Origin of the sequence: Sporosarcina sp. NCCP-2331, assembly GCF_023707945.1 — a bacterium.
In the GTDB taxonomy this organism is placed as follows: Bacteria; Bacillota; Bacilli; order Bacillales_A; family Planococcaceae; genus Sporosarcina; species Sporosarcina cascadiensis.
Genome location: NZ_BRCD01000024.1, coordinates 30917 through 57346, shown reverse-complemented (window position 1 = coordinate 57346; position 26430 = coordinate 30917). Strand labels below are relative to the sequence as shown.

The 26430-nt window shown below is 44.3% G+C and carries 28 protein-coding genes and 2 riboswitches; of the genes, 25 read left to right on the top strand and 3 right to left on the bottom strand.

All coding sequences use genetic code 11. The features are described 5' to 3' along the window. The first annotated feature begins 121 nt into the window (after positions 1–121). The 13 genes from NCCP2331_RS13845 (at position 122) to sufB (ending at position 11635) form a co-directional block, all read left to right on the top strand. Positions 122–481: an arsenate reductase family protein gene (locus tag NCCP2331_RS13845; protein WP_251671428.1), complete on the top strand. Its 360-nt coding sequence runs from the start codon at positions 122–124 to the stop codon at positions 479–481. Positions 482–559: 78 nt separating this feature from the next. After that, a complete protein-coding gene (gene gcvH / locus NCCP2331_RS13840; RefSeq protein ID WP_153721166.1) occupies positions 560–943 on the top strand; it encodes a glycine cleavage system protein GcvH in 384 nt (127 codons plus the stop codon). A 59-nt stretch (positions 944–1002) separates the two neighbouring features. Continuing rightward, positions 1003–1356 (top strand): toprim domain-containing protein, encoded by a 354-nt coding sequence (locus tag NCCP2331_RS13835; RefSeq protein WP_153721167.1) that lies wholly within the window; start codon positions 1003–1005, stop codon positions 1354–1356. Continuing rightward, positions 1349–1648, top strand: coding sequence for a thioredoxin family protein (locus tag NCCP2331_RS13830; RefSeq protein WP_251671427.1), 300 nt, complete (start codon positions 1349–1351; stop codon positions 1646–1648). Before NCCP2331_RS13835 ends, NCCP2331_RS13830 begins: the two co-directional genes overlap by 8 nt. Positions 1649–1699: 51 nt before the next feature. Further along, positions 1700–1805, top strand: a riboswitch (SAM riboswitch). Positions 1806–2219: 414 nt separating this feature from the next. Then, positions 2220–3242 (top strand): methionine ABC transporter ATP-binding protein, encoded by a 1023-nt coding sequence (locus NCCP2331_RS13825; protein ID WP_251671426.1) that lies wholly within the window; start codon positions 2220–2222, stop codon positions 3240–3242. After that, entirely contained in the window at positions 3235–3903 is a 669-nt protein-coding gene (locus tag NCCP2331_RS13820) for a methionine ABC transporter permease (RefSeq protein WP_251671425.1), read from the top strand. Before NCCP2331_RS13825 ends, NCCP2331_RS13820 begins: the two co-directional genes overlap by 8 nt. A 65-nt stretch (positions 3904–3968) precedes the next feature. Continuing rightward, complete coding sequence (locus NCCP2331_RS13815; protein WP_153721170.1) at positions 3969–4829, top strand: MetQ/NlpA family ABC transporter substrate-binding protein; 861 nt, start codon at positions 3969–3971, stop codon at positions 4827–4829. Between the two features lie 156 nt (positions 4830–4985). Next, on the top strand, positions 4986–6167 hold the full coding sequence (locus tag NCCP2331_RS13810; RefSeq protein ID WP_251671423.1) for a dicarboxylate/amino acid:cation symporter: 1182 nt from the start codon (positions 4986–4988) through the stop codon (positions 6165–6167). 265 nt (positions 6168–6432) lie between these two features. Then, positions 6433–7212 (top strand): Fe-S cluster assembly ATPase SufC, encoded by a 780-nt coding sequence (sufC, locus tag NCCP2331_RS13805; RefSeq protein ID WP_251671421.1) that lies wholly within the window; start codon positions 6433–6435, stop codon positions 7210–7212. Between the two features lie 18 nt (positions 7213–7230). After that, a complete protein-coding gene (sufD, locus tag NCCP2331_RS13800; RefSeq protein WP_251671419.1) occupies positions 7231–8538 on the top strand; it encodes a Fe-S cluster assembly protein SufD in 1308 nt (435 codons plus the stop codon). Beyond that, positions 8538–9767 carry a cysteine desulfurase gene (locus NCCP2331_RS13795; RefSeq protein WP_153721174.1) on the top strand — a complete coding sequence of 410 codons (1230 nt, stop codon included), beginning with the start codon at positions 8538–8540 and terminating at the stop codon, positions 9765–9767. Before sufD ends, NCCP2331_RS13795 begins: the two co-directional genes overlap by 1 nt. Continuing rightward, positions 9757–10194, top strand: a complete 438-nt coding sequence (gene sufU, locus NCCP2331_RS13790) for a Fe-S cluster assembly sulfur transfer protein SufU (protein ID WP_153721175.1) — start codon at positions 9757–9759, stop codon at positions 10192–10194. Before NCCP2331_RS13795 ends, sufU begins: the two co-directional genes overlap by 11 nt. 43 nt (positions 10195–10237) lie before the next feature. Continuing rightward, positions 10238–11635, top strand: coding sequence for a Fe-S cluster assembly protein SufB (sufB, locus tag NCCP2331_RS13785; protein ID WP_153721176.1), 1398 nt, complete (start codon positions 10238–10240; stop codon positions 11633–11635). Positions 11636–11698: 63 nt separating this feature from the next. Here sufB and NCCP2331_RS13780 read toward each other — a convergent pair whose 3' ends face one another. Continuing rightward, a complete protein-coding gene (locus NCCP2331_RS13780; protein ID WP_251671417.1) occupies positions 11699–12121 on the bottom strand; it encodes a hotdog fold thioesterase in 423 nt (140 codons plus the stop codon). Between the two features lie 168 nt (positions 12122–12289). On the opposite strand from NCCP2331_RS13780, the gene NCCP2331_RS13775 reads away from it, so the two are divergent. The 3 genes from NCCP2331_RS13775 (at position 12290) to NCCP2331_RS13765 (ending at position 15496) form a co-directional block, all read left to right on the top strand. Then, positions 12290–12754 carry a MarR family winged helix-turn-helix transcriptional regulator gene (locus NCCP2331_RS13775; RefSeq protein WP_251671415.1) on the top strand — a complete coding sequence of 155 codons (465 nt, stop codon included), beginning with the start codon at positions 12290–12292 and terminating at the stop codon, positions 12752–12754. 213 nt (positions 12755–12967) lie between these two features. After that, the gene (locus NCCP2331_RS13770; RefSeq protein WP_251671413.1) at positions 12968–13948 is read left to right on the top strand and encodes an NAD(P)H-dependent flavin oxidoreductase; all 981 of its coding nucleotides are present in this window, start codon (positions 12968–12970) and stop codon (positions 13946–13948) included. 15 nt (positions 13949–13963) lie between these two features. After that, a complete protein-coding gene (locus NCCP2331_RS13765; protein ID WP_251671411.1) occupies positions 13964–15496 on the top strand; it encodes an AMP-binding protein in 1533 nt (510 codons plus the stop codon). A 47-nt stretch (positions 15497–15543) separates the two neighbouring features. Here NCCP2331_RS13765 and NCCP2331_RS13760 read toward each other — a convergent pair whose 3' ends face one another. Next, entirely contained in the window at positions 15544–17103 is a 1560-nt protein-coding gene (locus tag NCCP2331_RS13760; RefSeq protein ID WP_251671409.1) for a flotillin lipid rafts scaffold protein FloT, read from the bottom strand. 19 nt (positions 17104–17122) lie between these two features. Further along, on the bottom strand, positions 17123–17656 hold the full coding sequence (locus tag NCCP2331_RS13755; RefSeq protein WP_153721182.1) for an NfeD family membrane protein: 534 nt from the start codon (positions 17654–17656) through the stop codon (positions 17123–17125). A gap of 248 nt (positions 17657–17904) precedes the next feature. Here NCCP2331_RS13755 and NCCP2331_RS13750 point away from each other — a divergent pair, with 248 nt between their 5' ends. The 9 genes from NCCP2331_RS13750 to NCCP2331_RS13710 all read left to right on the top strand — a co-directional run bounded on the left by NCCP2331_RS13750 (position 17905) and on the right by NCCP2331_RS13710 (position 26285). Further along, positions 17905–18057 carry a hypothetical protein gene (locus NCCP2331_RS13750; RefSeq protein ID WP_153721193.1) on the top strand — a complete coding sequence of 51 codons (153 nt, stop codon included), beginning with the start codon at positions 17905–17907 and terminating at the stop codon, positions 18055–18057. A gap of 17 nt (positions 18058–18074) precedes the next feature. Next, positions 18075–18428, top strand: coding sequence for a rhodanese-like domain-containing protein (locus NCCP2331_RS13745; RefSeq protein WP_251671407.1), 354 nt, complete (start codon positions 18075–18077; stop codon positions 18426–18428). A gap of 188 nt (positions 18429–18616) precedes the next feature. Then, on the top strand, positions 18617–19477 hold the full coding sequence (locus NCCP2331_RS13740; protein ID WP_251671405.1) for a DUF72 domain-containing protein: 861 nt from the start codon (positions 18617–18619) through the stop codon (positions 19475–19477). 3 nt (positions 19478–19480) lie between these two features. Further along, a complete protein-coding gene (locus tag NCCP2331_RS13735; protein ID WP_251671403.1) occupies positions 19481–20305 on the top strand; it encodes a sulfite exporter TauE/SafE family protein in 825 nt (274 codons plus the stop codon). A gap of 5 nt (positions 20306–20310) precedes the next feature. Next, positions 20311–21687 (top strand): bifunctional metallophosphatase/5'-nucleotidase, encoded by a 1377-nt coding sequence (locus tag NCCP2331_RS13730; RefSeq protein WP_251671401.1) that lies wholly within the window; start codon positions 20311–20313, stop codon positions 21685–21687. Positions 21688–21737: 50 nt separating this feature from the next. Continuing rightward, positions 21738–22505 carry a sporulation protein YunB gene (yunB, locus tag NCCP2331_RS13725; RefSeq protein WP_251671399.1) on the top strand — a complete coding sequence of 256 codons (768 nt, stop codon included), beginning with the start codon at positions 21738–21740 and terminating at the stop codon, positions 22503–22505. 55 nt (positions 22506–22560) lie between these two features. Continuing rightward, a riboswitch (Lysine riboswitch) is annotated at positions 22561–22734 on the top strand. A 156-nt stretch (positions 22735–22890) separates the two neighbouring features. Continuing rightward, positions 22891–24459: a Na+/H+ antiporter NhaC family protein gene (locus tag NCCP2331_RS13720; RefSeq protein ID WP_251671397.1), complete on the top strand. Its 1569-nt coding sequence runs from the start codon at positions 22891–22893 to the stop codon at positions 24457–24459. Between the two features lie 167 nt (positions 24460–24626). Further along, the gene (locus NCCP2331_RS13715) at positions 24627–26147 is read left to right on the top strand and encodes a sodium-dependent transporter (protein WP_251671395.1); all 1521 of its coding nucleotides are present in this window, start codon (positions 24627–24629) and stop codon (positions 26145–26147) included. Beyond that, a complete protein-coding gene (locus NCCP2331_RS13710; protein WP_228551017.1) occupies positions 26148–26285 on the top strand; it encodes a MetS family NSS transporter small subunit in 138 nt (45 codons plus the stop codon). The last annotated feature ends 145 nt before the right edge of the window (positions 26286–26430 follow it).

The following is a 26430-nucleotide window of genomic DNA, read 5'->3' as shown; positions in this document are numbered from 1 at the left end:
GCCTAGAGCGCAAATCCCCAACTACCAGCCTACAGCCAGCCTTACCCAACACTGCCACCACGAAATTAGCATCATACTACGTTTGTTTGATATACTGACGAAAAAGGAGAGGTTATTACATATGACAGTTATTTATTATGGTTACCCTAAATGCGGTACGTGCCGCAAAGCCAAGAAGTGGCTGGAGAACGAAGGGATTTCATTTGAAGAGTATAATATCGCGGAGCAGCCTCCAAATGAAGAGACGCTGCGGACAATGATTGCAAACTCGGGCCTCGAAATGAAAAAATTCTTCAACACCAGCGGAATGAAATACAGAGAGCTTCAGTTAAAGGACAGACTGCCTTCGATGTCAGACGATGAAAAGATTGCTTTGCTTGCTTCAGACGGCATGCTCATCAAGCGACCGCTCGTTACAGACGGAGATCATGTCACAGTCGGCTTTAATGAAAATACTTTTACAGAAACATGGTCAAAGTAAAACGGGAATCTTGTCTTTCATTCGGAACTATGGCAAACTAACTATAGATAAACTATTATAATCGTTGGAGGTTAAGACATGAGCACACCAAAAGAATTACGTTATTCAGAAGAGCACGAGTGGGTAAAAGAAGAAGACGGTAAATACCGTATCGGGATCACACATTTCGCACAGTCTGAGCTGGGAGATATCGTTTTCGTTGAACTGCCTTCAGTCGGCGATGAAGTGAAGTCAGACGAGCCTTTCGGAAGCGTTGAATCAGTAAAAACTGTTTCTGAATTGTACGCTCCTTTAACAGGTAAAGTTGTAGAAGTGAACGAAGATCTTGAAGACAGCCCTGAACTTGTAAACGAATCTCCATATGAAGGTGCTTGGATGATCGTTGTTGAGATTGCAGATAAAGCTGAACTTGATGAGTTAATGACAGCTGAGCAGTACGATGAAATGACAGCTGGCGAATAAGAAAACGAAAAGCGCCGGGAAGTTCCGGTGCTTTTTTTACACTATGAGGAGGAAACTGGATGCATCCGAAAGTACTCATTGTGGAAGGCAGTTCCGATCGCAGAAGGCTTATGCCGATGCTGGCGGAACCGGTAGAAATCATTTGTACGAACGGCACGATCAGTTCCTATCATATAGAAGAACTTCTGGAGCCATATGAAGAGCAGGATCTTTTCATTTTTGTGGATGCGGACGCCTCGGGTGATTCCATCCGCAAATTGTTCGTGCAACTTTATCCGGAAGCAAGGCACTTATTTACAGACCGGCTGTATCGGGAAGTAGCGACAACACCGCTCAAAGTCTTGGCGGGCATTTTAGTTGCAGCGAATTTCAAGGTACATCCCGTCTACTTGGCAGGAGGAGCAAATGGATAAATGGACAATTGACGATTGGGAACGCGAACGGGCGGCAGAGCAATTGGCCGCTTTTTATCTGTTCACTCCGATGTGCGGAACGTGTGCAGTGGCCTCAAAAATGCTGACAGTAATCGAAGCGATGCGTCCTGAGTTAACGATAGGTAAAGCGGATTTGAATTTTACGGAGCAACTGGCTTATGATTACGAGATTGAAAGCGTACCATGCCTGCTCATCCACCGGCAGGGGAAACCTATTGAAAAGATCTATGCATTCCAATCCGTACCTAACTTATTGGAAAAGTTGACTTGACATTCATCTCGAATATATGGTATAAGTAATACAATCAATTGAATAACGATACTCTTATAAAGAGCGGTGGAGGGAAGTGCCCTATGAAGCCCGGCAACCGTCACAATTGTGAAATGGTGCCAATTCACTCAAAGCGGAATGCTTTGACAGATGAGAGAACGGTAACGTACATAATTTTTCATACGTTCAGCCTTTCTGCTCGTCTGCAGAAGGGTTTTTTATATTCAAAAGCGGAATGCGCCGTTTAGCCTCGACAGGCACTGGAGGGCTTGCCGACAAAGGTGCGGTTTTTGCACCTTTTCGGAAAGACCGAAGTGACCCGAGAGGCTGGCGCATGCAGCTGGATGTTAATCTAAAGCGGAAGATGCCGTTTAGCTCCGACAGGCGTTGAAGGGCTTTCCATAAAGGCGCTCTTTGCCTTTCTGGAAAGATCGAAACGACCCGAGGAGCTGGCATCTGCAGCTGGATGTAATTAAAAGCGGAATGCGCCGTTTAGCTCCGAAAGGCACACATGTATAAAGCACACAAAAGAAAAAACATAATCACGGATTTACTAAAGGCGGTGCAGAAAATGATTCAACTGACAAACGTACATAAGAGATTCCAATTGAACCAAGCGGAAATTGTAGCGGTAGATGACGTGACGCTGGCTATCAAAGAAGGAGAAATTTTTGGCGTCATCGGTTACAGTGGGGCGGGGAAAAGTACATTGATCCGGCTGTTGAACGGTTTGGAACAGCCGACTTCAGGGAGTATTGTAATCAATGATCTGGAAATGACTACACTTAAAGGTGCAGGTCTTCGGAACGCGCGGCAGAAGATCAGTATGATTTTCCAGCATTTCAATTTGCTTTGGTCGCGTACAGTCGAAGACAATATTTCATTTCCGTTGGAGATTGCAGGTGTGAAGAAAGCTGAACGCGACGCGAAAGTGAAAGAACTGATTGATCTGGTTGGATTATCAGGACGGGAGAAAGCTTATCCTTCCCAGTTATCAGGCGGGCAGAAACAGCGTGTCGGCATTGCCAGAGCGCTTGCTAATGACCCTGAAGTTCTGCTGTGTGATGAAGCGACTTCAGCATTGGATCCCGAAACAACAAATGCCATCTTAGATTTGCTGACAGAAATTAATGAACGTCTCGGTTTGACGATTGTGCTCATTACCCATGAAATGCACGTCATCCGGAAGATTTGTCATCGCGTGGCGGTCATGGAAGCGGGAAAAGTGGTGGAAGTCGGCAATGTGCTCGACGTCTTCCAATCACCACAGGCCGAGATTACGAAACGTTTCATTTCTCAAGTTTCAGATAATGCAGATGCAGACGAAGCAATTAAGCATCTGCAGGAAGATACGAACGGCAAGCTCGTAAAGCTGACGTTCATAGGAGAACGGACTGAACAGCCGGTTTTGGCAGAATTAATCCGCAAGTTTGAGATCGACGTAAATATCGTGCAGGGGAACATCTCCGCTTTGCGTGACGGTGCGTACGGAACATTGATGTTACAGCTGATCGGCAATCCGGCAATCATTGATGAAGCAATTTCTTACCTGCACGCCAATGAAGTAAAGACGGAGGTGCTGACAAATGATTGAACAGTGGTTTCCTAACGTGAATTGGGACAAAATGTGGGAGGCAACAGGCGAAACACTGTACATGACAGCATTCTCGACTGTTCTGACATTTATTTTCGGCATCGCTTTGGGTCTTTTGTTATTCCTGACCAGCCGCGGACAATTATGGTCCAACAGATTTACAAATGTGATTACCGCAGCATTCGTCAATATTTTCCGTTCAATCCCATTCATCATTTTGATCATCTTGCTATTCCCGGTGACAAAGCTGTTAATTGGGACACTTCGCGGTCCGAATGCCGCATTGCCTGCATTGATCATCGGTGCCGCACCGTTTTATGCACGTATGGTATTGATCGCTTTGCAAGAAATTGACAGAGGCGTCATAGAGGCAGCCCGTTCAATGGGTGCAAAAACTTCGACAATCATTTTCAAAGTACTGCTGCCTGAATCAATGCCTGCATTGGTGTCGGGTATTACGGTAACATCCATTGCGCTCGTCGGCTATACGGCGATGGCAGGGGCAATTGGAGCGGGAGGTCTTGGTACCCTCGCCTATCTGGAAGGGTTTCAGCGTTCGCGCGGAGATGTCACAATGATGGCTACCATTCTGGTTCTTGTGATCGTATTTATTATTCAGTTCATTGGAGATTTAATCGTTAAACGTTTGGATAAGCGATAAAGGGATTTTCAGGGAGACCTGTTAACCATATAAAAAAAACATTTTGGTAAAGGGGAAATGTGAAAATGAAGAAGTTTTTATTCGGTCTATTCGCAGCTGTGCTTGTATTGGCTTTAGCAGCTTGTGGAACAAAAGACGATGGCAAGAATAGCGGGGATGCAGTAGATGTTGATGCAGATAAGCCGGCAGAGGAAAAAACGACGTTAACGGTAGGTGCATCTAATACACCTCACGCGGAGATTTTGGAAGAAGCAAAACCATTATTAGCTGAAAAAGGATACGATCTAGTAATCGAAAGCTATACAGATTATGTACTTCCTAATAAAGATTTGGATGAAGGTGAGTTGGATGCAAACTACTTCCAACACATTCCGTACCTAGAAAGTCAGATTGCGGATTTTGGCTATGACTTTGTAAATGCAGGATCTATTCACATTGAACCAATCGGTGTGTATTCGAAAAAATATAAGACGCTTGAAGAACTTCCTGAAGGTGCAACAATCCTGATCAGTAACTCGGTAGCGGATCACGGACGCGTGCTTGCGATGTTAGAAGAAAAAGGATTAATCAAGTTGAAAGACGGCGTGGAGAAAGTAAAAGCAGAGCTGGATGATATCGTAGAAAATCCGAAAAACTTGGAATTCGATCCGAATTATGAGCCGGCTCTTATGCCTCAGCTTTATAACAACGACGAAGGTGATGCATTGTTGATCAACTCGAACTTTGCAATCGATGCAGGATTGAATCCGATGGAAGATTCAATCGCATTGGAAGATAAAGAATCACCATACGTAAATATCGTCGCTACGAAAAAAGGCGATGAAGACAGCGATGCAATCAAAGCATTGGTAGAAGTTCTGACATCCCAAGAAATTCAAGATTTCATTGTAGAACAATGGGGCGGCGCGGTCGTTCCTGTAAAATAATGTAGAGTAGGCCGGCAGTGCATTTAGCTGCCGGCTTTTTTACGTCTATAACATTTTGACAATTACAAATTTAGTTCAAATCTATATTCTTACGGTGGTTTGTGGTAAAGTTATTTTGTTTCAGTCATACAGATGTCTATTTGAGGAGGACGTATTGTGAAGTTTAAATTAGGGCTCATTTGGCGAATTTTAATTGCCATTGTGCTGGCGATCGGGCTGGGTATGCTGCTGCCTGCTGTACATGAGGGGTTTGCGCATTGGTTCGTTCGGCTGGCGGCCACATTTAATATGCTGTTTGGAGGGTTTTTAAACTTTATTGTTCCGCTGATCATTATCGCGTTCATTGCGCCAAGTATTGCAAAGCTTGGAAAAGGGTCAGGCAAACTTCTTGGTCTGTCTGCTGCATTTGCATATGGATCTACTATTATTGCGGGACTGCTCGCATATTTTGCGGCGACGACGATTTTACCGAGCTTCATCCACCAATCAACGGATACTTCTATTGCAGAAGGTGCGCGTAAAGCGGGTACAGCGTTCTTTAAGATGGAAATGGATCCGGTCATGGGCATCATGACAGCGCTACTGCTGGCATTCGTTCTGGGAATCGGCATGGCTTCCATTAAAGGCAGAACAATGATGAGCTTCTTTGATGAGTTTAATTTAATTATCGAGAAAGTTATTTCTGTTGTCATTATCCCTTTGCTGCCGTTTCATATTTTTGGTATCTTCCTGAACATGACGTACACAGGTGAAGTGGCCAATGTGCTCTCCGTGTTCGTAGTCGTATTTATTATGATTATCGCATTGCATCTGATTATGCTGACAATCCAGTATACGACAGCAGGTGCACTGAATGGACGTAATCCTTTCAGTCTAATGAAAACTATGCTGCCTGCTTATTTAACGGCAATAGGCACACAGTCTTCCGCTGCTTCGATACCTGTTACGCTGCGGCAGGCCAAGAAAACCGGTGCTTCCGAACGAGTTACGAATTTTGCTATTCCTTTATTCGCGACAATCCATCTATCCGGAAGTACGATTACTATCGTTTCCTGCTCAATCGGCGTCATGCTGATGAACGGATTCGACATTAGTTTCGGCAGTTATCTGCAGTTTATATTCATGCTGGGGGTTACAATGATCGCGGCTCCGGGCGTTCCTGGAGGAGCTGTTGTGGCGGCGACAGGATTGCTTACATCCATGCTGGGCTTTAACGAAGCGATGGTTGCGCTGATGATTGCTCTGTATTTAGCACAGGATAGTTTCGGTACAGCTACCAACGTAACAGGAGACGGTGCACTTGCAATGATCGTGGACCGTTTCACAAAAAAAGTATAAAAGTGGATAAAAAGCCGGCGATTTTTGTCGGCTTTTTTTGTTTAATTCTTATGTACTATTCTTTTGCTGATTCTCATTAGACGGTATTCAATTGAAAAATAGACAGTAGGGAAAACCCTTATCAACAGCGCGGGATCAAGGAACTCTGTCACAATATATAATGGTTCTCAAAGATTTGCAACCGGTTCGAATATGGGGTAAGATTAGAATGATACTAAATAGAGAATGGCTAACCATTCAACGCGACTATACTGGAGGTATTGGAATGGCAACTTTGGAAATTAAAGATCTTCATGTCGAAATTGAAGGCAAGGAAATCTTAAAAGGTGTTACATTAACAATAAATACAAATGAGATTCATGCAATCATGGGTCCCAATGGTACGGGGAAATCCACACTTGCTTCTGCAATCATGGGTCATCCGAAATATGAAGTAACATCCGGATCTGTCACGATTGATGGACAAGATGTTTTAGAAATGGAAGTAGACGAGCGTGCATTGGCTGGTCTGTTCCTTGCAATGCAGTACCCAAGTGAAATCACTGGCGTAACAAACGCAGATTTCCTTCGTTCAGGTATCAATGCACGCCGTGAAGAAGGCGATGAAATCGGTCTGATGAAATTCATCCGTGAACTCGACAGCAAAATGGAGTTCTTGGAAATGGATGAAGATATGGCAACTCGTTATTTAAACGAAGGCTTCTCAGGCGGAGAGAAAAAGCGTAATGAAATCCTTCAGCTTATGATGTTAAAACCAAAATTCGCGATTCTGGACGAGATTGACTCTGGTCTGGATATCGACGCATTAAAAGTTGTTTCTAATGGAATTAACGAAATGCGCGGTGAAGGATTTGGCTGCTTGATCATCACACACTATCAGCGTTTGCTTAACTACATTACACCTGACCACGTACACGTGATGATGCAGGGTAAAGTAGTGAAATCTGGCGGTCCTGAACTGGCAGCTAAACTTGAAAGCCAAGGATATGACTGGATTAAAGAAGAGTTGGGCATTGAAGACGAAACAGTTCATTCAGAAGCATAAGAAAGGGGACGACTAAAAATGACGGTTGAAACAAAATTGGCATTGACCGAACAGGACGTCCGCTCTTATTCCGCAAACGTGGAGGAAGCTGCTTGGATGGCAGATTTTCGTGCAAATGCTCTTGCGAAAGCAGAAGTTCTTGCAATGCCGAAACCAGATAAAACAAAGATTACTAATTGGAATTTCACAGAATTCCCTTCACATACAGTAGAAAGCTCAATTTTTGCGACGCTTGAAGAATTACCGACAGAAGCAAAAGCATTGATTGACCACGAACAGCAAGAAAATATTTACGTGCAGCACAATAATACTCCTTCTTTCACTTCATTATCAGATGATTTGAAGTCACAGGGTGTAATCTTAACGGACATCTTCACTGCTTCACGTGAGCACAGTGACCTGGTGCAGAAGTATTTAATGACGGACGGCGTCAAAGTCGATGAACATAAATTGACTGCTTTGCATGCAGCATTGATCAACGGCGGAGCATTTGTATATGTACCGAAAAATGTAGTGATTGAAGAGCCGCTTCAAGTGCTGTTCATACACGATAATGAAAAAGCTTCATTATTCAACCACGTTTTATTGGTAGCGGAGGCAAACAGCTCTGTGACATATGTAGAGAACTATCTTTCTACAATGGAGCACGGTGAAGGTCAGGCGAACATTGTATCGGAAGTATTTGCTCAGGATAATGCGAAAGTAGTTTATGGTGCAGTGGACGTGTTAGCAGAGGGTTTGACAACATACGTGAACCGCCGTGGCGTTACTGGACCGCATGCACGGATTGAGTGGGCGCTCGGTTTGATGAACGACAGCAACACCATTTCTGAAAATATCACGCACTTAGTCGGAAACGGCTCATCAAGTGATATGAAATCAGTAGTTGTCGGACGTGGAAACCAGAAGCAGAATTTCACATCTGAAATTGTGCACTGGGGACTTGATACAGACGGTTTCATTCTGAAGCACGGTGTGATGAAAGAATCTTCATCTGCAATCTTTAACGGAATCGGCCGTATTGCGAAAGGGGCAACCCGCTCCAACGCAGTCCAAGAGTCAAGAATCCTCATGCTGAGTGAAAGAGGACGCGGAGATGCGAATCCGATTTTGCTTATTGATGAAGATGATGTGACAGCAGGCCACGCAGCATCAGTTGGCCGTGTAGATCCGCTGCAAATGTTCTATCTAATGAGCCGCGGTATTTCAAAAGAACAAGCAGAACGCCTCATCATACATGGCTTTTTAGCGCCGGTGGTCAGCAAATTGCCGATTGAAGGAGTTAGAAAACAATTGACGGAGGTAATCGAAAGGAAAGTGCGCTAATGCTCAATAAAGAGATCCGCAATCATTTCCCGATACTTGATCAAGAAATCAATGGACATCCTCTTGTGTACCTGGACAGCGCAGCTACTTCACAGAAGCCTGTTCAAGTCATTGAGGCACTCGACAACTATTACCGCTGGAATAATTCCAATGTGCATCGCGGAGTGCACACGCTTGGAAATAAAGCAACAGACGGTTATGAAGGTGCTCGGGAAAAAGTCCGTAAATTTATAAATGCAAAGTCAACAGAAGAAATTATTTTCATGCGCGGTACGACGACTGCATTGAATACAGTAGCAGAAAGCTATGGGCATGCAAATGTTTCTGAAGGCGATGAAATTGTCATTACTCATATGGAACATCACTCCAATATCATTCCGTGGCAGCAGCTCGCTAAAGAAACCGGCGCAGTCCTGAAGTATATTGATCTGGAAGAGGACGGCACGCTGTCACTGGATAAAGTGCGAGAGACCATTACAGACCGTACGAAAATTGTGTCGATTATGTATGTCTCAAACGTCCTTGGAACGATGAACCCGATTGAAGAAATTACGGAAATTGCTCATCAGCATGGAGCAATCATGTGTGTGGATGCTGCGCAGGCTGCTCCTCATATGCGAATCGATGTGCAGAAGCTAAATTGTGATTTCCTTGCGTTTTCCGGACATAAAATGTGCGGACCTACAGGAATCGGTGTACTGTACGGCAAGAAAGAATTGCTCAATAACATGGAACCGATTGAATTCGGCGGAGAGATGATCGATTTCGTCGGTCTTTACGAATCAACTTGGAAAGAGCTCCCTTGGAAATTTGAAGGAGGCACGCCTATTATTGCAGGTGCCATCGGTTTAGGCGCAGCCATCGATTATTTAGAAGAAATCGGTCTGGATGCAATCGAACGTCATGAACACGATCTGGCGGGCTATGCAATGGATAAGATGTCTGAAATTAACGGGCTGACGATCTATGGTCCAAGAGATCCCGAAAAACGTGCAGGTTTAGTGACATTTAATTTGGATGATGTACATCCGCACGATGTTGCCACTGTGCTGGACATGAACGGAATTGCTGTCCGTGCCGGCCATCACTGTGCACAGCCATTAATGAAATGGCTTGCGTGTTCAGCGACAGCCCGTGCCAGTTTCTATCTCTATAACACAACAGAAGACGTAGACCGTCTTGTGGAAGGACTTCGCTCAGCAAAGGAGTATTTCAAAGATGTCAACTAATAAACTGGATCAGCTATACCGGTCTGTAATCATGGATCATTATAAAAATCCGAAAAACAAAGGCGTTCTGGAAGGCGGAAATGTCACGATCGATATGAACAATCCGACTTGCGGTGACGTGATTCATCTGACTATGAATGTGGAAGATGATATCGTCAAAGAAGCGAAGTTTGAAGGGGAAGGCTGCTCCATTTCAATGGCGTCAGCTTCCATGATGACTCAGATGATCAAAGGCAAAACGACAGAACAGGCAACGAAACTCGCTCATGCATTTTCAGACATGATGTTAGGCAAAGACTTGGATGATTCTATTGAATTAGATGATTTAGAAGCTCTTTCGGGTGTCGCGCAATTCCCTGCCCGTATTAAGTGTGCAACATTGAGCTGGAAAGCGATGGAAAAGGGAGTCTCCGGCGAGCCGCAGTGACCTTGGCCAAAGTATGAGCAATTATGGGACGGAGGAATAAAAAATGGCGAAACAAATGCCGGAAATCGGCGATTACAAATATGGTTTCCATGACAAAGACGTTTCTGTATTCCGTTCAGAACGCGGTCTGACACGTGAGATAGTAGAAGAGATTTCTAATATGAAGGAAGAACCGCAGTGGATGCTGGATTACCGTTTAAAATCTTTGGAGATTTTCTACAGCAAACCAATGCCGCAGTGGGGCGGAGACTTGAATTCACTGAATTTCGATGAAATCACGTACTACGTAAAACCTTCTGAAGCAACAGAAACTTCTTGGGATGAAGTGCCTGAAGAAATCAAGCGTACGTTTGATAAACTGGGCATTCCGGAAGCAGAACAAAAGTACTTGGCAGGTGTATCTGCACAGTATGAATCAGAAGTGGTTTACCACAATATGAAACAAGAACTTACGGATCTGGGAATTGTCTTTAAAGACACGGATTCTGCACTTCTTGAAAACGAAGAGTTGTTCAAGAAATATTGGGGTACGGTTATTCCGAACTCTGACAATAAATTCTCAGCGCTAAACTCTGCAGTATGGTCGGGTGGATCGTTTATCTATGTGCCGCCCGGCGTGAAAGTAGAAACCCCGCTACAGGCGTATTTCCGTATCAACTCGGAAAACATGGGACAGTTTGAACGTACACTGATCATCGTGGACGAAGGCGCAAGCGTTCATTACGTAGAAGGCTGTACAGCACCTGTCTATACAACAAACTCCCTGCACAGTGCGGTAGTTGAAATCATCATCAAAAAAGATGCATATTGCCGTTACACGACTATCCAGAACTGGGCGAACAACGTCTACAATCTGGTAACAAAGCGTGCGGTGTGTGAAGAAAACGCCACAATGGAATGGATTGACGGCAACATCGGCTCTAAATTGACGATGAAGTATCCGGCTGTTATCTTAAAAGGCGAAGGCGCACGCGGTATGACATTATCGATCGCTCTTGCAGGTAAAGGTCAGCATCAGGATGCCGGTGCGAAAATGATGCACTTGGCTCCAAATACTTCTTCAACAATTGTATCTAAGTCGATTTCTCAGCACGGCGGGAAAGTAACATACCGCGGTATTGTCCACTTCGGACGTAAAGCGGACGGTGCCCGTGCAAATATTGAATGTGATACATTGATCATGGATAAGCAATCCACTTCCGATACAATTCCATACAATGAAATCCTGAACGACAATATTTCATTGGAACACGAAGCAAAAGTATCGAAAGTTTCCGAAGAGCAGCTCTTCTACTTGATGAGCCGCGGTATTCCTGAACTGGAAGCAACGGAAATGATCGTCATGGGCTTCATCGAGCCATTCACAAAAGAACTGCCGATGGAATATGCGGTAGAGATGAACAGATTGATCAAGTTCGAGATGGAAGGTTCCATCGGTTAATATAAAAAATACCCTGCAGCATCCTTAATTGGACGCTGCAGGGATTTTTTGTTTACGGAAATTTCATTGTTCGTTTTTATTTATTGCCACAACCGCAATGGTGCATCGAGAAATACAGATTAATTTTCCTTCTTCGTCGGTAATCTGGATATCCCAAACCATAGATGTACGGCCGCGGTGCAATGGCGTAGCGGTGGCAGTTACCACGCCGTCTTTTTTACCCCGTATATGATTTGCGTTGATTTCCAAACCTACCGGGTAATGTGTTTGAGGATTCAGGTTCAAGGCCGCAGCAAAACTTGCGGCAGTTTCTGCAAGAGCGACAGAAGCCCCTCCATGGAGCAAACCCATTGGCTGATGAGTTTTAGGCCCGACCGGCATCTCGCAAACTACTTTGTCAGGCGTCGCCTCTTTAAATGTGATGTCCAATGCACCAATAAGAGTTTTCTCTAAATTAATTCCATCCACTAAATTAAGTTCATTCATCCGTATCTCTCCCATCTGTATGCTGGGCAACACCCGCATAAAGTTTTTACAGGAATCATAAACTTTGTTATAATCCATGTATATACATATAATAATATATGGTGTGTATAATATGTCAAGAATAACAGAAAATTTAAATAAGTGGATTTTTATAAAGGAGCGGACTTAATGAAACGAGAATTAGACCAGAAACAAGCTGATCATATCATCCAAGTCTGCGCATGCGCCAATCTGCGAACTGTATCTGGATCACTGACACAGCTGTACAATAGACTGCTGAAACCCACGGGATTGAAAATTACTCAATACTATATGCTGGGCAATATTTATACTTCACCTGATATTTCAATCAGCAGGCTTGGAGAGATCATGCTGCTGGATCAGACAACGGTTACGCGTAACCTGAATATTTTAAAGGATTCCGGGCTGGTTGAGATTCATAGGGCTGAGCATGATTCGCGGACGAAGGTAGTATCCATAACAGAATTAGGCTATGAAAAATTAAATAATGCTACGCCTGTCTGGTATGAGGTTCAAGAGCGGATTGAAAGTTCTATTGGCAAAGATGAATATATAGATTTATTAAACAAACTGGGTGAACTGCATGAGGTCATTGATAACTATGACAGCTAGAAGCGGCACAAGATGAATTCTCCTCTTGCTGTTAATCACTCAGTGAAGTCTGACAGGTAAAAGATATAGTGATAAATTGATTGACAAGTCGAATAAATCCAGTAGAATACATGTATATACATGTAATGTAAGTTTGCTTAAACTTCTCTATTTGCTTTTGAGGTTATTTTTTTGTAAATAGATTGAAAGCGCTTACGGAAAAGGGGAGAGTTTATGATGAATTTAGTAGATTTGAAAAAGAGTATGAGTCTTCCGGTGATTGCTTCACCCATGTTCATTATCAGTAATCCGAAGACGGTGATTGAGCAGTGTAAAGCAGGAATTATCGGAGCCATGCCATCTTTGAATGCAAGACCAATTGCACAATTTGAAGAGTGGCTTATCGAAATCACAGAGGAACTGGCAGATTATAATGCGAAAAATCCTGATAAACCGGCAGCGCCATTTGCAATTAACCAAATCGTCCACCGTTCCAATGAAAGACTGCAGGAAGATATGGAGCTTTGTGTGAAATACAAAGTTCCGATCATTATTACCTCACTTGGTGCAAGAGAAGATGTTTATGAAGCAGCGCACAGTTATGGCGGGATCGTGCTTCATGATGTCATCAATAATTTTTTCGCGAAGAAAGCAATTGAAAAAGGAGCAGACGGCCTGATTGCGGTAGCGGCGGGAGCAGGGGGGCACGCAGGTCCGAAAAGTCCATTTGCTCTCATTCAGGAAATCCGTGAATGGTTTGACGGGCCGCTTGCGCTTGGCGGATCTATTGCAACAGGAGGAAGCGTGCTGGCTGCTGAAGCGATGGGCGCAGATTTTGCATACATCGGCTCTCCATTTATTGCGACGGAAGAGGCGAGAGCTGTAGAGGAATATAAACAGGCAATTGTAGACGGAAATTCTGATGATATTGTATACAGTAACTATTTCACCGGAGTACACGGGAATTATTTAGCTCCGTCGATTCGTGCTTCAGGCTTAGATCCTGATAACTTGCCTGAAAGTGATCCGACGAAAATGAACTTTGGCGGGGACGCCGGTCAAAAAGCGTGGAAGGATATTTGGGGATGCGGACAGGGCATTGGCGTAATTGACAAGGTGCAGCCGACAAAGGACTATGTAGCACAGTTAGCAGAGCAGTATAACCAGGCAAAAGACAAACTGGTTGGTGATAGAGTAAACGCAGCAAGCAGATAATGGAGGAGGATATTTATGCAGCACATGTTATTCAGTGATCCAATTACATTAAATGCAGTACGCTATAAAGACAGGGAAGCACTTTCTTATAACGGCTTGCGATTTACTTATCAGGATTTTAACAACAGAATTAATCAACTGGCCCATGCGCTGCAAAGTACCGGGGTGAATAAAGGCGACAAAGTGGCAATCATGCTGATGAATTGCCATCAATTATTCGAACTTATTTTTGCTTGTGCAAAGATCGGCGCTGTTGCTGTACCGGTCAACTCACGGTTTGTCAGTCGTGAAATTCAACATGTTGTGGATGATTCAGAAGCTCTTTTGCTGGTTGTGGACTCTCGCTTTTTGGATGAAGTCTTGCCTTCCAGTGAGCAGTATAAAACTGTTAAACACTTTATTACGGTTGGATCGAGCGACAAGGTGCAATATCCTGAGTATGAGGAATTGATTGCAAATTTCTCTAAAGAAGAACCAGTTCCTTCGTCGCCTCTTACTGAATTAGATACATTAACAATTATGTATACAGGCGGGACGACAGGTTTTCCGAAAGGAGCGGTTCGTTCTCATCGCAGTATGTATTTAGTTACGTTATTATTCAGTATCGAATTTCAGATTGGAAGGCTTGGAAGAGGATTGGCTGCCGGTCCTTTATATGGTGCTGCCGCGTTAAGTATTTCTCTGCCGAATTTATATGTAGGAAACAGTCTTCATATTTTGGAGAAATTTCATCCTGTAGAGGTGTTACAAGCGATTGATGAAGAAAAGACGACAACAACATTTTTAGCACCGCCTATGCTGGAAGCCATCTTTTCATTACCTGAGGAAATATTGCGGCAGTATGATGTCTCTTCGTTAAAGTCTATCATTTCCGTAGGGGCACCTTTGCATACGAGTACAAAAGAAAAAGTCTTTGCGTATTTCCCGACAGCTGACCTGAATGAGTTCTATGGAGCTACAGAATTGGGCGGCGCGGCAAATTTGTTTCCTGAAATGCAGAAAGACAAGGACCGTTCTGTTGGCGTACCAATGCTGGGAATGGATATCGAATTGCGCAATGATAAGAGAGAACCTGTGAAGGAGAATGAAGCGGGAGAGTTCTTCGTTAAAGGGATTACACTGTGCGATGAATATTATAAAAGACCTGAGGCCAATAAAGAGTCTTTTGATGGTGAGTGGCTAAGCTTAGGTGATATAGGAGTGCAGGACGAGGATGGCTACTATTATATCGTTGATCGGAAGCAAGATATGATCTTATCCGGTGCCATTAATGTTTACCCAGCAGAAATTGAAGGTGTTCTGCATGAACATCCTGCCATAGCAGATGCAGCTGTAATCGGCATACCTGATGAGAAGTGGGGAGAAGTATCTTTGGCTGCAGTAGTATTACGTCCAGGGGAAAAAGTGTCAAAAGAAGATCTGATTGAATTCTGTCAGGGCAAATTGGCAAAGTATAAGATTCCGCAGCATATTGATTTTGTAGAAGAACTGCCGCGTAGTCTTCAAGGAAAACTGCTGAAATTCAAAATACGTAAAAATTACGAGTGAAAATAACATCAAAAAAACGAAGTGCGAATTGCACTTCGATTTTTTTGTTACTCTTCAGAATCCTGAACGGACGCTGCTGATTCAGTTTGAGGTGTTGTATGATCAGATTTAGAACGGATCACTTCATTCGTCAGCTGTTCAATGCTCGGACGGATATTGCTTTTGCCCGAGAAGTTCTCCAGCATTTCCTTCATATCAATTCCCGAGGAAGCTTTCAAGGTTTCTTGGAGTGTTGACATCAGGTCGGTAGCATAGGAAGTGACTTTATTGGCACCGCCGCCTTCACCGCCGCCAGTATCGACTACAGTAATCTTATCGATATTGCCAAGCGGGCTGGCGATTTCTTTCGCATATTCAGGAAGCATGTTCACAATCATATCCAGCATAGCTGCCTGGCCGTAGTGTTCGAAAGCTTCTGCGATTTTGCGTTTTGCTTCGGCTTCTGCAAGACCTTTTAGACGAATAATATCGGCTTCAGATTCACCTTGCGCACGCTGTGACTGTGCTTTGGCTGTACCGTCGAGACGGACTTTCTCAGCATCTGCCTGTGCACGGGCTTCAATACGGTACTTTTCTGCATCTGCTTCTGCCAGCTGTCTTGATTTCTCAGCTTCAGCGTTTTGTTCAATTGCGTAGCGGTCCGCATCCGCTTTTTTCTTCACTTCAGAATCATATTGTTTCTCTCGGCGCAGAATTTCTTTTTCTTCCAATTCGATTTGTTTTTGACGCTCGATAATCCGGACCTGCATTTCCTGTTCCGTTACTTCTTGTTTGGAACGTGCAGTCTGTAATTCATACGCCTGGTCGGCGCGTGCTCTCGCTACATCCTGTTCGCGTCGGTATTCCGCTACTTTCAGCTGATTTTCCTTTTCCGCTTCGGCAATTTCAGTTGCCCGTTCCAGCTCTGCCTTCTGTGCTTCTTTTGATGCTTCGGCATTTTTTATACGTGTTTCTTTTTCTGCTTCAGCCATCGCTATGTCTGCATCGCGTCTGACCTGTGCAATCCGCGGCTTTCCTAATGAATCAAGATAGCCATTTTTATCTCGCACGTCTTTTATCGTGAATGAAACGATGATCAGTCCCATTTTTGCGAGATCCTGTGAAGCGACCCGCTGAACTTCCTGCGAAAATTTATCACGGTTTTTATAGATTTCTTCTACTGTCATGGAGCCCAGGATAGACCGCAAATGTCCTTCGAGTACTTCCTTCGCTTCGTTTTCACGGTCAGCTTTTGATTTCCCTAAGAATTGTTCGGCAGCCGTTGCGATTTCAGAAATGGAGCCGCCGATTTTGATGATGGCCGTGCCGTCTGCCATGACCGGAACTCCCTGCTCTGTATACACTTCAGGAGTGGAAACTTCCAGTTTGCTTGATAATAAACTAAGCGGTTCTGCCTGCTGGAAAACAGGGAATACAAATGTACCGCCGCCCCGGATAATTTTAATCCGATTTCCAGACTCATCCGTATGTACATTTTTCGAACCCAGATAACTGCCGGTTACGATCAATGCTTCATCGGGCCCCACCGTTTTGTATTTCATTACATAAACACCAATAACAGAAATTAATACAATTGCAACAATTCCTAACACAATCCATAAACTCATGTTGTTTCCCCCTTATTTATTATTTGAAGCGGAACGGTTCATACTCTTTAACAAAGAATGTGCCGTTTTTTACTTCGATCAGCAATACTTCTTTTCCATACTCGATTGCTTCATTCTCATATCCAGCCGCTCGTTTTGCCAGATTACCATTGACAGTTTCGAGCAAGATTTCACCAAAACCGTCCACAGGAATAGGTACGATAACTTTTCCAACCAGACCTGTCAGTGATTCATCTGTATAGGCAAGCGAAACTTCTGCAGACCTGAGCGGAACTAACACAAAGAAATAAAGTAAGAAGTCCAAAGCAACAGCAATTCCTGCTGCGATAGCTAATATACCCCAGCTGTTTAAAGATGAGAGCAATTCTAAAACATATGCGGCAGCTGAAGTAAAGGTGATGAACGCGAGAATGACAGCAGGGTCAAGGAATGGACTCATTTCGCCGATACCTTCAGCCAGGTCACTGAGCAGTACATACAGCACACTTGCGATCCCTGCAATAATTAATACAGTCAAATAGATATTTTGTACAGCAAATCCAAACAGCTCCATGTTCAATCCCTCTCTTCTACGTTATCCCGTTACTAATTATACGGATATACAAATGAAAGGTTTCATTAATTATCAAAACAGTAAAATATTTTACAAAGAAGAATTCTTCGGGGTGTATTCATTAATAGAGCCAATTAGTTGAAGATATACCTAATAGGGTATATAGTCTAATTAACAACTTATGAAAAGAGGCCTTTTTTTTATGACTGTAAATTTGATCCGGCGAGTGTTCACGCTGCTTTAGAGGCATGAAAAATATCAAACAACTTTTCACGTGCAGAACGTGCAGAATCGAAACGGCGGAAGAGATGGAAAAGAAGCTATTTCCGCAGTTTTGCATTGGTCATGCCGCATTTGCTGTGATGGGTCTGGTACTCGTCATCTTGGAATGGACTCATTAATTTAGGAGGCTGTAAGAATGGGATGGATTTTCATTGCACTCATCGCCGCATTTCTCGTCTGGCGGATGAAACCGACAAAAGGCGTACAAACCATGTCGGCTGATGAGCTAAAAGATCGGTTAAAAGATCAAACAATCCAGTTTATTGATGTGCGGACGCCGGCTGAATTTAAGGGACGCCATATTAAGGGGTTCCAAAATATTCCTTTGAATCTTCTTCCCGGCAAACTTGCTGAGTTGAATAAAGAACAGGAAGTAATTGTCATCTGTCAGAGCGGCATGCGCAGCTCTCAGGCAGCAGGAAAGCTGAAGAAGGCGGGATTCACCAGCGTGACGAACGTCCGAGGCGGGATGAGCGCGTGGCAGAGGTAAGTTAAGGAAGTGTGTTTCGGGTATGTTTGCCCGAGACGCTTTTTTTATAGTGTAAACTGCGTGGGATAGGGTACTGGAAAGGTAACAGTTGTTACTTTTCAACAGCTAATATGATACCGGTAACGATTATTCCGAAAAATATATAAGGTATGATACACTACTAGAAAGGTAAAAGGAGGCGACTTTCCATGATTCATATTGGGCTGACAGGATGGGGAGACCACCCGAGCCTGTATAATGAAAAGACTGCGGCGAATAAAAAACTGGTGGATTACAGCAGGCATTTTCCGATTGTCGAGCTGGATTCCACATTTTATGCCATCCAGTCTGAGAAAATGATGAAGAAGTGGACAGAAGAGACACCGGCTGATTTTCAATTCATTGTGAAAGCTTACCAAGGCATCACAGGACATCAGCGGGGCAAGCTGCCGTATGAGTCTGAAGAAGAAATGTTTTCGCTGTTTAAACTGTCGATGACGTCTTTTGCAGAAGCGGGAAAGTTGGCGATGGTGCTGGTGCAGTTTCCGCCTTGGTTTGACTGCCAGAAAGAAAATGTGGATCGGATCCGCTATGTCCATGAACAGCTGCAGCCCTTACCGATTGCGGTAGAGTTCCGTCATCAGTCATGGTATACGCCTGCATACCGGCAGAAGACATTGGACTTTTTACAGAGTCTGAATATTATCCATGTGGTATGTGATGAACCGCAAGTCGGTGACGGCAGTGTGCCGCTCGTGCCGGTTGCGACAGACTCCAAAGTACTGCTTCGTCTTCATGGCCGCAATGACAGCGGATGGGTCAACACACAAAGGGACAGCAAGGCCTGGCGCAAGGTTCGTTATTTATATGATTATAGTGAAAAAGAGCTGCAGGGGATGAGCGAAATCGTCAGCAGTCTAGAACAGCAGGCGGAAGAAGTATTTGTCATTTTCAATAATAATTCCGGACAGCATGCAGCAAAGAACGCCAAGCAATTTGCGGAACTTTTCAACATAGAATGCGGACAGCCGCTCACCAAGCAGATGGACTTGTTTGAGGAGGATCTATAATTAATGGAATATGTATTACTCGCAATTATTGGATTGGCGTCAGGTGTAATCGGTTCGATCGCGGGGCTCGGCGGAGGCACCATTTTAGTGCCTGTTACCTTGTTTATCGGGCTAAATCTAGGCATGATCCCCGATATCACACCGCAGAGCGTAGTCGGTCTGTCAGTCATCATGATGATTGCAAATGGACTTGGCTCGACAGTTTCTTATATGAAAGTAAAAACGATTGATTACCGCAGTGCGTTTCTATTTTTCGGTGCAAGTATTCCAGGTATCATATTCGGCGCCTATATTAATAAAGGACTTGATATTAAATCCTTTAATCTCTATTTTGGAATTCTGCTGATCGTACTTTCCATTTTATTATTGACGAGAAAGTATCTGAAACCGATCCAATGGTTTGTGGAACACGGCAAAAAGATTAACTTCACTGATCCGCAGGGAGAAACGCATATATACGGCTACCCGATCTGGTTTGCGATTCTGCTGTCTCTGTTCATTGGCTTTACGTCAGGATTATTCGGTATCGGAGGCGGCACAATGGTCGTGCCTGCGATGATTCTGCTGTTCCTGTTTCCGCCGCACGTGGCGGTGGCTACCTCTATGCTGATGGTTTTCCTGTCGTCTCTCGTCAACTCGGTATCACATATTTCACTCGGGCACGTCCCATGGCTTTACACCATTCCAGTAGTTCCCGGCGCCTACTTCGGCGGAATGCTAGGGGCGTATTTGAACGGCAAAATGAAATCAGATACATTGGTTTTGGTCATACGCATCATTTTACTCGTCTTTGGATTACGTTCCATTTATGAGGGGATCTGGGGTTGACATACATGGAAGAATCAGTTGCTACCATTCATATTTACCACACTAACGACATACATAGCCATTTTGAAAACTGGCCGCAGATTAAACGTTTTTTGCAGCAGCGGAAAGAGCAGGCTGCACATGCAGGAGAAGCCTGTTTCATCTTTGATGTCGGCGACCATGTGGACCGCTCGCACCCTTTCACGGAAGGAACCGAAGGCAAGGGCAATGTGGAACTATTGAATGAAGCAGGATATGACGCGGTAACTATCGGCAACAACGAAGGGATTACGATGTCGAAGGAAGCGCTGAATACATTGTACGAAGATGCTTTATTCGAAGTTCTGGTGTGTAATTTAAGAGAACTGAACGGTAAACTGCCATATTGGGCCAAGTCCTCTAAAGTTCTGGAAACATCAGACGGCGTGAGAATCGGAATTGTCGGAGCGACTGCGCCTTACTTTGCTTTTTATCGCCAGCTTGGCTGGGAAGTTATAGAGCCGCGTGAACAGTTGCAGCAGATTGCCCGTCAGCTGAAGAAAGAGTCGGATGTAGTGGTCTGCCTGTCTCATTTAGGCATCAATGAAGATCGATTGCTTGCGGAAGAATGTCCGGAATTTGATATCGTTTTAGGCGCCCACACTCACCATCTGCTGCCAAATGGAGAATGGTCGGATGACACACTGATCGGAGCGGCGGAGAAGTTCGGGCATTATGTGGGCCATATCCTTGTAAATGTGGACCGCATAACAAATCAAGTAGTTTCTATGGAAGCAGAAGTCTTTCCGACAAATACCATGGAACAGACAGCAGAAGATGTAGAGCAAGTAAATGCCTACCTGGCTGCAGGAGAGGATGCGCTGCACGTTCCGGTATTTTATAATCCGTCTCCCTTAACACAAAAACTGACAGGCGACAGTCCGCTTTCCTCGTTTTTCGGCCGTGCGTTAGTCGCTTATACAGGAGCAGATTGTGCTCTTTTCAACGCAGGGATATTTATGGGGAGTCTGAATGAAGGATGGGTGACGAAGGGCGATCTGCATCGTTTACTGCCGCATCCGATCAATCCTTGCATCGTAACGCTTGACGGCGCTGAGCTGCTGGAAGTTTATGAACAGTCACTGGATCCGAAGTGGACGGAAATGAAGATTAAAGGGTTAGGATTTCGCGGAACATTCATGGGGGCAGTGCTTCATGAGCATCTGTTCCTCAACTCTGAAGAGCAGCTGTTTGCCGGCAATCGGGCGGTGGAAGCAGGAAAAAGCTACAGCCTCGCGACGCTTGATATGTTCACATTCGGCTTTTTCTTTCCTTCATTAAAAGAAGCGCCAAAGCAATATATCATGCCTGAAATGCTCCGCGATGTCCTCGGCTGGTATGGAAGAAAATATTTTAATGACTGATAGTTATGCACGCCTCCTGACTCGCATAAAGTGAAGCAGGAGGCGTCTTTATGCGGTTTTATACAAATCAAAAAAAACCAAGAAAAACGCGGCAGGCGACAAATTGGCTGCGGTTTATCATTCCAACCATCATCGTGGCAGTCGCCTTATTTTTTTATACAGTCAATAAACAATTGACCCCGATTTATACTAATTATGCAGAAATCCAAACGCAAAAAATTGCCAGCCATGTCATCAGCCAAGCAATTCAAGCGCGTTCTTCAAGTGTGTATGATATCAATGAAATCATTGAAAATGTGCCGGATGAAACCAGAGACACAGTGACAACGAAGTTCAATGCGGAAATTATTCAGCAAGTCATGGCGGAAATGCATCAGTTGGTAGAAGATCACTTGGAACGTGCAGAAGGCGGAGATTTAGATATGCTGCCTCCGCTTGGCGACTTGGAATATAATCCTGAAATGATGCAAAAAGAGCAGGGCATCGTGTTCTTTGTGCCGCTCGGTCAAGCGACTAATATTCCGTTGATCGGTAATCTCGGTCCGAAAATCCCCATTCGTTTTCACGTTGTGGGAGAGGTGCATGCGACAGTGGAAAACAATATAGTGGAATTCGGCATCAATAATGCTTATGTGGAATTAAACTTGGTGCTCCAAGTGAATGTACAGATCATCGTTCCGCTCGCGACGAGCAAAAGTGTTGTGGAACAGAAAATGCCTGTGGCCATCGGTTTAATCAGAGGCAAGGTACCGCAAATTTATTCGAAGGGGGATCAGATGCCGGCACAGGTTGAAGTGCCTTTGGAGGATTACGAATAAATGGGTATTGTGAACACTGTCGATTCTTGCTACACTGAGAATAGAAGAATATCGAGACTTACGTAGAGGCTGCATTGTTTATAAGTATCTTGCGAGAGAGTGACATCCATGACCGCAAGTGAAAGGAGACAGTGCCGAAGTTTGGGAAGGGTCAACTTCTCAGATTGGGGTCATTTCAAAAAGGAATGACACTGTCATACAGCGAAATGTATGGAGAGCTACAATAGCCAGATGATCCGCATCGACACTCAGTATATAATGAATGATCCGCAGATTAATTTAGCCGACTCCTACACGTTTGTATAACTTGGCGGAGCCGGTTTTTTGCTCTTTAATCCTTTTGTATGGTCGATATGATCTGGCAATTAGAAGAGGAGGAATTGATATGATTGGAACGTGGGTATCCATTTTGCCTCCTGTTATCGCTATCGTCATGGTATTGATTACGAGGAGGGTATTATTGTCGCTGGGGGCGGGAATTGTTTCAGCGGCCTTGCTCATCGCGTCGTTTTCTCCCGTGGAGACATTGAAAAATGTCTGGACGGCAATGACGATTTCATTTTGGGATGGCGGACTAAATACGTATAACATATTTATTATGCTATTTTTATTATTGCTTGGTGTCATCACAGCGTTTGTCAGCCTTTCCGGCGGCAGCGCAGCATTTGCAAGGTGGGCGGTGACACGCATCCGAACGAAACGCGGAGCGAAATTGCTGACGATGATTCTCGGAATCGCTATTTTCGTGGATGACTATTTTAATGCACTGGCAGTTGGTCAGATTGCGAGACCGATTACGGATCAGCATAAAATATCACGTGCGAAACTCGCTTATTTTATTGATTCGACATCTGCTCCGATTTGTGTAGTCTCGCCGATTTCCAGCTGGGGCGCATTCCTGATCGGGCAATTGGCACTTATACTGGGGACAACAGCTGCAGTCAGCTATTCACCTCTGACCGCCTTCATTATGATGGCGCCGATGAATTTTTATGTGATTGCGACGCTCTCCATGGTTTTATTCTTCGCCTGGACGAACTATGACTTTTTTGAAATGAAAAAGCATGAGGATCGTGCTTCCAACGAAGGTTTGCTTTACGATCCAGATAAAGAGATTCCCGGTCAGCTTAAGGAAGAGTTTCCCGAGCATACACATGGAAAAGTACGTGATCTGGTAGCCCCGATCGTGACGCTGATTGTGGTCACACTCGGTATGATGATCTACACGGGCTATAAAGAAGCGGGCATTTTCGATATATGGGCAATCTTCGAGAATACAGATGTTCCGAAATCATTAGTGGTTGGTGGTATCACGGCAACAGTTCTGGCGATGGTCTTATATATGGTGCAAATGAAAGTGAATAATACGGCAAGTTATTCTTGGATGGGCCGTGCGTTCATCAGCGGGCTGAAAGCAATGATGCCTGCGATTCTGATCTTGATTTTCGCTTGGGGTTTAACAGAATTGATCGCTACACTTGATACAGGTCTGTTTCTGTCTACTATGGTGGAGCAATTGAATATTCCGGTAGCCTTCTTGCCTGTATTGATATTTATTCTGGCAGGGTTAATGGCATTTTCTACAGGAACTTCATGGGGATCATTCGGAATTCTATTACCGATTGCAGGAACCATCATGGTCAATGCAGCACCTGAATTGCTATTGCCTGCATTAGCGGCAGTGCTTGCAGGAGCAGTGTTTGGTGATCACTGTTCACCGATTTCAGATACGACCATTCTGTCGTCTACAGGGGCAGGATGTAATCATATGGACCACGTAGCTACCCAGTTGCCTTATGCACTAGTGGCGGCAGGTGTCTCTGCTTTAGGATATTTCGTCCTTGGATTGACAGGTTCAGTTTGGATTGGTTTAGCAGCAGTTGTTATTATTTTAATAGTATTATTTACGTATTGGACGGCCAAAGGCAGACAGCGGCAGGCACACACAGCGTAAACTCACATTAGACTAAGAGTGCCGATACTATGGTTCTCTTAGTCTAAAAAAATGTTTTGACATGTTGAAAAGTACTGTTTATACTAAATATACAGAACTTGAATTGTCAGAAAAAAGTGAATGGTGCTAAGTTTTGTGAAATAATATTTTTGAAGGGAGAGAGCAGTATGGAAAATCGTTCGCAGTGGGGAACGAGAGCTGGTTTTATTTTGGCGGCGGTCGGTTCTGCGGTCGGGCTTGGAAACATTTGGCGCTTTCCGTATGTCGCATATGAGAATGGCGGCGGAGCATTCTTTATTCCGTATCTATTCGCATTGCTGACAGCAGGTATTCCGATTTTGATCATGGAATTCACAATCGGACATAAGTACCGTGGATCCGCACCGCTTTCCTTTTTCCGTTTAGGCGGTAAAAAGACGGAATTTCTGGGCTGGTGGGGAATATTTGTTTCATTTGTTATTTCCACCTACTACGCGGTCATCATTGCATGGGCAATGAAGTATACAATTTACTCTTTTAATTTGCAGTGGGGGAAAGATCCTGAAGGTTTCTTCTTTGGAGATGTCCTGAAATTAGCGGATAATCCGGGGGATGTCGGAGGGCTGGTAGGGGGAGTTGCATTACCGCTTCTGCTTGTCTGGGCAATTTGTTTCGTTATTTTGCTGGGCGGTGTCAAGAAAGGGATCGAGCTGGCGAATCGGATATTTATTCCTGTCCTTTTTATACTTTTCATATTCGTCGTCATCCGTGCGATCACACTTGACGGAGCAATGGTTGGATTGGATGCATTCTTTAAACCGGACTTGGAGCAGCTGACGAATCCTCGTGTGTGGGTAGCTGCATACGGGCACATCTTCTTCAGTTTATCCATTGCCTTTGCGATCATGATTACGTACGCCAGTTATTTGCCGAAGAAATCGGATATCACAAATAACGCGTTTATTACTGGCTTTGCCAACTCATCTGTTGAGCTGCTTGCGGGTATTGGAGTATTTGCGGTGCTTGGGTTCATGGCGACTCAGCAGGGCGTGGATGTCGGAGACGTTGCGGCGGCGGGAGTAGGTCTGGCATTCGTTGTGTTCCCGGAAATTATCAATCAGATGCCGGGTCTCAATGGGATATTCGGCGCATTCTTCTTCCTGTCGCTGCTCCTTGCAGGTATTACCTCACTCATATCGATCTGTGAGACGTATATTGCGGGATTATCGGATAAATTCAATATTTCAAGACGCCGTTCTGTTACGATCGGTGTTGGACTTTCTGCAGCAATTTCTATGCTGTACGCGACAAATGGCGGTCTGTATTTCCTTGATGCAGCAGATTACTTTATCAACCAATTCGGTATTGCTGTAATCGGTCTGGTGGAAGTAATCCTTCTGGCATGGGTATTCAGAAAGCTTGGCGTATTCGAACAACATGCCAATGCAGTTTCAGATATCCGTCTTGGCTGGTGGTGGAAAGTGTCATTGACAGTCATTACACCGCTTTTACTGGGGACCATGATGTTCTTCTTGATCAAAGATAATATCGCTGAAAACTATGAAGGGTACCCGACTTCTTTCTTATGGACGATTGGCTGGCCGGTTGCCATTGGCGCGTTTGTCATGTCCATCGTATTCACTGCATTCAAGTGGAAAGACAATACACGGGTATCATCAGATTATGACGAAGATAAAGGAGGGCTTTAAATGGATAACGGAATGAGCGGCTCCGCTATACTCATGATGCTGGTTGGTGTCACGATCATCTGGGGTGGTCTGTTTTTAAGCATCTTCTATGCGACTGTCTTGTCAAAGTTTAGAAAGAAATACAAAACTGAACAATGACCGCAGGGCGTCTGCAGCGTATTTCGCTGCAGACGTTTTTTTAATAAATCACCATATTATTGTTCGTTGCAGCGGCGAACTTAATTGAAGGTTTTCAGAATTTATGTTACATTGGCTTGAGTAGAATCTATCAACAGAATGGAGT